At 68.4% G+C, this 7,565-nt stretch carries 8 protein-coding genes; all 8 read left to right on the top strand.

The window, feature by feature from the left end; translation table 11 throughout:
* Positions 1-79 precede the first annotated feature (79 nt).
* On the top strand, positions 80-1,300 hold the full coding sequence (locus tag Q8Q85_03735) for a M20 family metallo-hydrolase (protein MDP3773357.1): 1,221 nt from the start codon (positions 80-82) through the stop codon (positions 1,298-1,300).
* A complete protein-coding gene (locus tag Q8Q85_03730) occupies positions 1,297-2,298 on the top strand; it encodes a PAS domain S-box protein (protein MDP3773356.1) in 1,002 nt (333 codons plus the stop codon). The genes Q8Q85_03735 and Q8Q85_03730 overlap by 4 nt, the downstream gene beginning before the upstream one ends.
* A 266-nt stretch (positions 2,299-2,564) precedes the next feature.
* A complete protein-coding gene (locus Q8Q85_03725) occupies positions 2,565-2,768 on the top strand; it encodes a cold-shock protein (GenBank protein ID MDP3773355.1) in 204 nt (67 codons plus the stop codon).
* A gap of 119 nt (positions 2,769-2,887) precedes the next feature.
* Entirely contained in the window at positions 2,888-4,150 is a 1,263-nt protein-coding gene (locus tag Q8Q85_03720; GenBank protein MDP3773354.1) for an efflux RND transporter periplasmic adaptor subunit, read from the top strand.
* A gap of 62 nt (positions 4,151-4,212) precedes the next feature.
* On the top strand, positions 4,213-4,884 hold the full coding sequence (locus Q8Q85_03715) for an ABC transporter ATP-binding protein (GenBank protein ID MDP3773353.1): 672 nt from the start codon (positions 4,213-4,215) through the stop codon (positions 4,882-4,884).
* Positions 4,881-6,023 carry an ABC transporter permease gene (locus tag Q8Q85_03710; protein ID MDP3773352.1) on the top strand — a complete coding sequence of 381 codons (1,143 nt, stop codon included), beginning with the start codon at positions 4,881-4,883 and terminating at the stop codon, positions 6,021-6,023. The genes Q8Q85_03715 and Q8Q85_03710 overlap by 4 nt, the downstream gene beginning before the upstream one ends.
* Positions 6,020-7,177, top strand: coding sequence for an ABC transporter permease (locus tag Q8Q85_03705; protein MDP3773351.1), 1,158 nt, complete (start codon positions 6,020-6,022; stop codon positions 7,175-7,177). Before Q8Q85_03710 ends, Q8Q85_03705 begins: the two co-directional genes overlap by 4 nt.
* Positions 7,178-7,248: 71 nt before the next feature.
* Positions 7,249-7,565 (top strand): hypothetical protein (locus Q8Q85_03700; protein ID MDP3773350.1); only part of this gene is annotated, 317 nt, incomplete at its 3' end.

The raw sequence follows: 7,565 nt of genomic DNA, 5'->3' as shown, positions 1-7,565 counted from the left end.
TCCGGATCCGTCGCTTCAGCGACGGTCATCCGGCCGAGCCGCGACTTCAGTCGCGAGCCGGCATCGCGACGACCTTCGGATCAACGGCGACCGACTCAACCGACACCTCGGCGAGCTGTCGGCCTTCGGGCGCACCGAGACCGGCACCAACCGCCTCGCTTACTCCGAGCCCGACCGGGCGGGACGCGAGTACGTCATGGGTCTGATGCGGGAGGCCGGGCTCGAGGTGCGGATCGACGCGGGCGCCAACCTCATCGGCCGGCGGGCCGGACGGGATGCCGCCCGGCCGCCCATCCTGATCGGATCCCACACCGACTCCGTCCCCGACGGGGGGAACTACGACGGCGACGTCGGCGCACTGGGCGCCATCGAAGTCGCGCAGACGCTGGCCGAGAGCCGGACTGTCGCGCGCCGCCCGTTGGAGGTCGTGGTGTTCTCCAACGAGGAAGGCGGCCTGGTCGGCAGCAAGGCGATGGTCGGCGAGCTGGGGCCGGCGGAGCTGGACGTGACCAGCCGGAGCGGAAAGACCATCCGCGACGGCATCCGTTACCTGGGCGGCGACCCCGACCGTCTCGCCACGGCGCGGCGCTCGCGCGGCGAGGTGGCGGCGTATCTCGAGCTGCACATCGAGCAGGGCGGGACGCTGGACGAGGCCGGCGTCAACATCGGCGTGGTCGAGGGGATCGTCGGCATCCGCGACTACGAAGTCACCTTCGAAGGCTTCGCGAACCACGCGGGCACCACCCCCATGGACCGCCGGCGGGACGCGCTGATGGCCGCGTCGCAGCTGGTACTCGCCGTGAACCGGGTGGTGACGTCGGTGCCGGGGCGCCAGGTCGGTACTGTGGGGCGCATCCAGGCCTTTCCGGGCGCACCCAACGTGGTGCCCGGCCGGGTCGTGATGACCGTAGAGATCCGTGACCTTGCGGCCGAGAAGATCGACCGGCTGGCGCGGCAGGTGATCGCGGAAGGCGATCGAATCGCGACTGCCACGGGGACCACCGTTAACTTCCACCTGTTCAGCGAGAACACTCCGGCGCTGACGGACGTTCGGGTACAACGGTTGATCACCCAGGCGGCCGACGGCCTGGGCCTTTCACACCGCGCCCTGCCGAGCGGCGCGGGGCACGACGCGCAGGTCCTGGCGCGCATCGCGCCGGTCGGGATGATCTTCATTCCGAGCGTGGGCGGGATCAGCCACTCGCCGCGGGAGTTCTCGCGGCCGCTGGACATCACGAACGGGGCGAACGTGCTGCTGCGAACGGTGCTCGCGATCGATGCGGGAGGACTCGAGGGATGAGCGGGGATCTGATGCCCCCCGACCGCCGCGGCCGCTCCCGCCGCCGCGAGGACCTCGAGCGCGACCGGCTCTTCGAGCTCACGCGCGACATGCTGTGCGTCTCCGGTTTCGACGGTGTGTTCCGCCAGATCAACCCGGCGTTCGAGCGCGCGCTCGGCCACCCGCTTTCCGAGCTGAAGTCGAAGCCGTTCATCGAGTTCGTGATGCCTGAAGACCGCGAGCGGAGCCTGAGGGAGTTCGTGAGGGTCTGCGGCGGCGAGGAGACGGTGACGTTCGAGAACCGCTTCCTCCACGCCGACGGCTCGTACCGCTGGCTCCAGTGGAATGCGACCAGCGACGAGGAACATGAGGTCGTTTACGCCGTGGCGCGGGACATAACCGAGCGGAAGAGCCAGGAGGCCGAGCTGGCGCGCCTGGCCAACGTTGTCGCATCCTCCAACGACGCGATCATCGGGATGTCGCTCCACGGTGTCGTCGAGCACTGGAACCCCGCCGCCGAGGACATCTTCGGCTACCCGGGGTACGAAATGCATGACAAGCCGTTATCGCTGCTCATCCCGCCGGGGCATGTGGACCACCTGCCGCAGATCCTGGACAGCATCCGGCGCGGCCAGCGGATCGCCCACTACGAGACGATCCGGCGGCGGAAGGACGGCGCGGTGATAAACGTCTCCCTGACCGTCTCGCCGGTCCGCGACGCCGCGGGCCACATCACCGGCGCCTCGGCCGTGGCACGCGACATCACCGACCGTAAGCAGGCCGAAGCGGAGCGCCTCGCGCTGATGCAGAAGCTCGAGCACGCCCTCGCCCGCACCAAGCGCATGACGGGCGGCCTTCCGGTGTGCACCTCCTGCAAGAGAGTGCGAGACGACCGGGGCTTCTGGCACGAGGTCATGGATTTCATCGCAGATCACTCGGACGCCAAACCCGTTCCCGCGCTCTGCGAATCCTGCGCCGAGAGGACCGGCGCGTCCGGCCCCCTCAGCACCAACGCGTAAGGTCGCCTGGCGTCTTCGCGGCACCTTGGCCCGCGGTTCCGGGTCGCGGCCTTCGAGCCGGAGCAGCCCCCGGCTTGACAAACGTTGAAGCGGCGCTACTTTAGCGCTCGTCGCAAGGCGCACGCATATGCAGCTTGTTCGGTCACATGGATGACGACACCGCTGCGGGGCGTACCCCGAGCGGTGTTTCTTGTTGGCAACAAACGAGCGGTCATGGTGGCCGCCGTGTACCGGGCTCAGGCCCACATTATCAGGAGTAGCATCGTATGGCGCAGGGCAAGGTGAAGTGGTTCAACGACGCGAAGGGCTTCGGTTTCGTCCAGCAGGACGGCGGCCCGGATGTCTTCGTGCACCACACGGCGATCGTGGCGGACGGGTTCCGTTCGCTCGCCGAGGGTGACCGCGTCGAGTTCGAGGTCAAGCAGGGCCCCAAGGGTCTTCAGGCCGCGAACGTTCGCAAGATCGCGTAAGACACCGTCGCACCAGCTTCACCAGGCGCCGGCTCCGCAAGGGGCCGGCGCCCTGTTTTTGGGCGGGAGCCGCCCCCGCTGCGCGCCATACTCGCCCTCGCTAGATTCGACCCCATCGTATGACCGGTGCTGCCCACGATCTCTCGCGACTGAAGATCAACCGCGACGCGCCCCCGGCGGGCGTCCGGAGGGCGTTCCGCACCACGCTCATTCTTGCCGCCGTGGCGATGGTGGTCGTCACCGGCGCTGTGCTCGTCATCCGGCGTGGCTCGACGGTCCCGGTGCAGGTCGTGACCGCAACGCTGAGCGGTGGTGGAGCCTCGGCCGGGGCCGGCCGGGGCGTCTCGGTGGTAGCCAACGGGTACGTGGTCGCGCGGACCAAGGCCTCGGTCGCCGCCAAGATACCCGGACGCCTGGCATTCCTCGGCGTGAGCGAGGGGTCGAACGTTCGGGGCGGCCAGATCATCGCCCGCCTGGAGAACGCGGAGTACACCGCCTCGGTTGCCGAGGCGGAAGCGAACCTGGCGACCGCGCGCGCCACGCTGATCGAGGCCGAGTCCGACCGTGATCAGCTGCAGCGTGAGGCCCGCCGGGCGCGCGATCTGCGCACCCAGAACCCGAACCTCGTCTCGCAGCAGGATGTAGAGGGCGCGGAGAGCCGCGCCGCGCAGGCAGAAGCGCGCTTCCGGGCCCAGGCCTCGCGGGTCCATGCGTCCGAAGCCGGGTTGCGTCTCGCGCAGGCGAGTCTGGATAACACTGTCATACGAGCGCCCTTCACGGGCACGGTGCTCCGGAAGGAAGCGGAAGTGGGCGAGGTGGTCGCGCCGTCGGTGGGTGGTGGCCTGACGCGCGGCGCCGTGGTCACCATGGCCGACCTCCGTACGCTCGAAGTCGAAGTGGACGTGAACGAGGCGTACATCGCGCGGGTGCGGAGCGGGCAGGATGCGCGCATCACGCTCGACGCGTATCCGGACACGGCGTTCCGGGGGACCGCGCGCCAGGTCGTCCCCACCGCCGACCGGCAGCGAGCCACGGTGCAGGTCAAGGTGTCGATACTCGACCACGATCCGCGCATCCTGCCGGAGATGGGCGCGAGAGTGGAGTTCCTCGAGGATGCCGTGACCGCCGAGGCGGCCCGGGCCGCGCCTCCTCGGGTCGTCGTGCCGGCTGCCGCCGTGCGCGCCGAGGGCGGGAAAACGGTAGTGTGGCTGGTGCGCCAGGGCCGGATCGAGACCCACGAGGTGCAGGCGGGCCCGGTGAGCGGCGGCTTACGCGAGATCCGCTCCGGCCTCGCGGGCGGCGAAGTGATCGTCGTCGGCGGGCCGGAGGGGCTGCGCGCCGGCCAGAGGGTGACAATCGAGCCGTTAGCTGGAAGCCGTTAGCCGTTGGCCGTTGGCCGCTAGCCGTTGGCCCAGGCAGCCCTCAACCTCAGCTTGAGTACAACATGTCCTTGGTACAGCTTCGCGACGTCCACAAGGTCTTCCACCGCGACAGCCAGGAAGTCTCGGTTTTCGAGGGACTGACGCTCGACTTCGAGGCCGGGAGCTTCACCGCACTCATGGGGCCGTCGGGCAGCGGCAAGTCCACGCTGCTCAACCTGCTGGCCGGGCTCGACAGGCCGACCCAGGGCACGGTCGTGGTGGCGGGCGCGGAGGTCAGCGCGATGTCGTCGGGGCAACTCGCCGCGTGGCGCGCCCGGCACATCGGCTTCGTCTTCCAGTCGTACAACCTCCTGCCGGTGCTCACCGCTTATCAGAATGTGGAGCTGCCGTTGCTCCTCACCTCGCTCTCGAAGAAGGAGCGCGGGGAGCGGGTAAAGATCGCGCTCGGCGTGGTGGGGCTGGAGGACCGCATGGACCACTACCCGCGCCAGCTCTCCGGCGGAGAGGAGCAGCGGACCGCGATCGCGCGGGCGATCGTGTCCGACCCGACGCTCATCCTCCTCGACGAGCCTACGGGCCAGCTCGACAGGAAGTCGGCGCAGGAGGTGCTGACGCTGCTAGAGCGTCTGAACGACGAGTTCCACAAGTCGATCGTCATGGTGACTCACGATGCGCACGCGGCCGAGAAGGCCAAGCAGGTGCTGCACTTGGAGAAAGGGGTGCTGGCGCCATGAAGCTGCTCCCGCTGGTCTTCGCCAACCTCACCCGCCACAAGCTGCGCACGCTCCTCACCACGCTCGGCGTGGCGCTGGCGATGTTCCTGTTCGCTTCGCTCCGGTCGGTGGTGACGACCCTGAACGCCGGCACCGAGGTCGCCAGCGCCTCGCGCATGGTGGTCCAGCACGCGACTGCCATCGTCTTCGTGCTCCCGATGAGCTACCGCGAGCGCCTGGCCGCCGTTCCGGGCGTCACGGACGTCACGTGGGCGAACTGGTTCGGCGGGCAGTATGGCGACGGGCGGGTGTTCTTCGCGCAGTTCGCGATCGATCCCGAGTCGTACTTCCGGATCTATCCCGAGCTGATCGTGGCGCCCGACCAGAAAGAAGCGTTCATGCACGAGCGCACCGCCGCCATCGTGGGGAAGGGGCTGATGGAGCAGTTCGGTTGGCAGATCGGCCAGAACGTCACCATCCGAGGCACGATCTTCCCGGGCGACTGGACGTTCACAATCCGCGGCGTGTACACGCCCAGCAACCGGGCGATCGACGACCGGTCGTTCATGTTCCAGTACGACTATCTCTACGAGCGGACCGAGCACCGGATCTCGCCCGGCTGGTACATCCTCCAGCTGAGCGACCCGTCGCTCGCCCCCCAGGTCGCGCACACCATCGACGAGACCTTCCGGAACTCGAGCGATCCCACCAAGACGGGCACGGAGAAGGCGTTCACCGCCGGCTTCGTGACGATGTGGGGAAACGTGCAGTTCCTGATGAACTCGATCGGAATGGCCGTGGTGTTCGCCATCCTGATGGTGACGGCCAACGCGATGATGATGACGGCGCGCGAGCGCACCGGTGAGGTCGCGGTGCTCAAGACGATCGGCTTCACCGACCGCACCCTCTTCGTTCTCGTGATGCTCGAGGCCGGCCTCGTCACGGGCATCGGCGCGACCCTCGGCCTGGGTGGGGCGAAACTGCTGTACAGTACGTCGGAGTTCAACGGGTTCGGGTTCCTGCCCGGCTTCGACGTGACGCCGGCGACGCTCGCCATCGGCCTCGGCATCACCGTGGTGCTGGCGATCGCGAGCGGGCTGGTGCCCGCGCTGCGCGCATACCGGCTGCCGATCGTGCAGGCGCTCAGGCACGTCGAATGAAGATCCCGCTCCTCTACAACCTGCGGAGCATCCGCCAGCGGCCGGTGTCGACGGTGATGACGGCGCTGGGCGTGGCGCTCGTGGTCGCGGTCTTCGTCGCGATGCTGGCCCTGGCCAACGGCTTCCGCTCCGCGCTGGCGCGGACCGGCTCGCCGGACAACGTCATGGTGCTCCGCCGCGGCGCTGACAGCGAGCTGTCGAGCGGGATCTCGCGGGAGAGCGCGCGCCTCATCGCGTCCGACCCGCGAGTGGCGACCGACGCCTCCAGCCGTCCGCTGGTGAGCCCGGAAGTGTTCGTCCTGATAAACATCCCGCGGGCCGTGGGCGAGGGGCTCAACAACGTCGTGGCGCGGGGCGTGAACGAGCAGGCTTTCGCGGTGCGAAACATCCGGATCGTCGAAGGGCGCGCGTTCCAGTCGGGGCAGAACGAGATCATCCTCGGCCAGAAGACCGTGTCTCGTTTCGCGAACACCGCTATCGGCGACACGATGCGGTTCGCCAACCGGAACTGGGTGGTGGTGGGCCACTTCACCGCCGGCGGCTCGGCGCTCGAGTCGGAGATCTGGGGGGAGAACGAGCAGTTCATGCCGGTGTTCCGGGGCGAGGTCTTCCAGTCCGTGATCTTCCGGCTCAAGGAGCGGGCGGCGTTCCCCGAGGTCAAGCGCGCGCTGGAAGGCGACCAGCGGCTCACGGTGCAGGCGCAGCGTGAGTCGGAGTTCTACCTCAACCAGTCCACGATGTTGACGCGCATCCTGACCTTCCTGGCGGTCATGATCACCAGCATCATGGCGGTCGGCGCGGTGTTCGGCGCGGTGAACACCATGTACGCGGCCGTCTCCTCGCGGACGCCCGAGATCGCCGTGCTCCTCACCCTCGGCTTCCATCCTCGCAGCGTCCTCGCCTCGTTCCTCACCGAGTCGGCGGCGATCGCTTTCATCGGCGGGGTGGCCGGCGGCATCATGGCGCTGCCGATCAACGGGATCGTGACCAGCACGACCAACTGGAACTCCTTCAGCGACGTCGCCTTCGCGTTCCGCGTGACGCCGGGGCTCCTCCTGTCCGGCGTCATCTTCGCGGTCGTGATGGGGCTCGTGGGCGGGTTCTTCCCGGCCTGGCGGGCGGCGCGGTTGCAGGTAGTTCAAGCGCTGAGATAGACCCGTCACTCTTGATTCCCTCTTGACCCCCTGATGCCACCTTGGGCTCCGAATCGAACCCGGAGCCCTGGTTGTATTCGAGACCCATCGCGCTGGCTTGCCGGCGGATCGCCCCCGCCGCTTGGGATAGCCTCCTGTGGGCGAGCGGCCTGGTGGCGCTCGTCGGCATCCTCGTGTCGTCGTTCGTGCCCGCGCTGAGCGAGCTGGCGGCCCTCTTTTCGCTCGCGCTCTTCACCAACGGCCCCTATTCGATGTTCCTCCCGGTAGGCTACGAGCCGGTGCTCATGGTCTTCGGGAGGGTCTACCCGCCGGCGCTGGTCGCGGCGGTCGGCACGCTGGGCGTCGTGGCGGTCGAGTACGTCAACTACCGGCTTTACGACGCGGCGCT

Source organism: Gemmatimonadales bacterium, assembly GCA_030697825.1.
Taxonomy (GTDB): Bacteria; Gemmatimonadota; Gemmatimonadetes; order Gemmatimonadales; family JACORV01; genus JACORV01.
The sequence above is the reverse complement of the archived record's forward strand: the minus strand, read 5'-3'. Positions and strand labels throughout refer to the sequence as shown.

Excerpts from the sequence above, each read along its gene's own strand:
- Q8Q85_03730 (MDP3773356.1), top strand. The coding sequence starts at position 1,297 with ATGAGCGGGGATCTGATGCCCCCCGACCGCCGCGGCCGCTCCCGCCGC.
- Q8Q85_03720 (MDP3773354.1), top strand. The coding sequence starts at position 2,888 with ATGACCGGTGCTGCCCACGATCTCTCGCGACTGAAGATCAACCGCGAC.
- Q8Q85_03705 (MDP3773351.1), top strand. The coding sequence starts at position 6,020 with ATGAAGATCCCGCTCCTCTACAACCTGCGGAGCATCCGCCAGCGGCCG.
- Q8Q85_03725 (MDP3773355.1), top strand. The coding sequence starts at position 2,565 with ATGGCGCAGGGCAAGGTGAAGTGGTTCAACGACGCGAAGGGCTTCGGT.
- Q8Q85_03715 (MDP3773353.1), top strand. The coding sequence starts at position 4,213 with ATGTCCTTGGTACAGCTTCGCGACGTCCACAAGGTCTTCCACCGCGAC.
- Q8Q85_03710 (MDP3773352.1), top strand. The coding sequence starts at position 4,881 with ATGAAGCTGCTCCCGCTGGTCTTCGCCAACCTCACCCGCCACAAGCTG.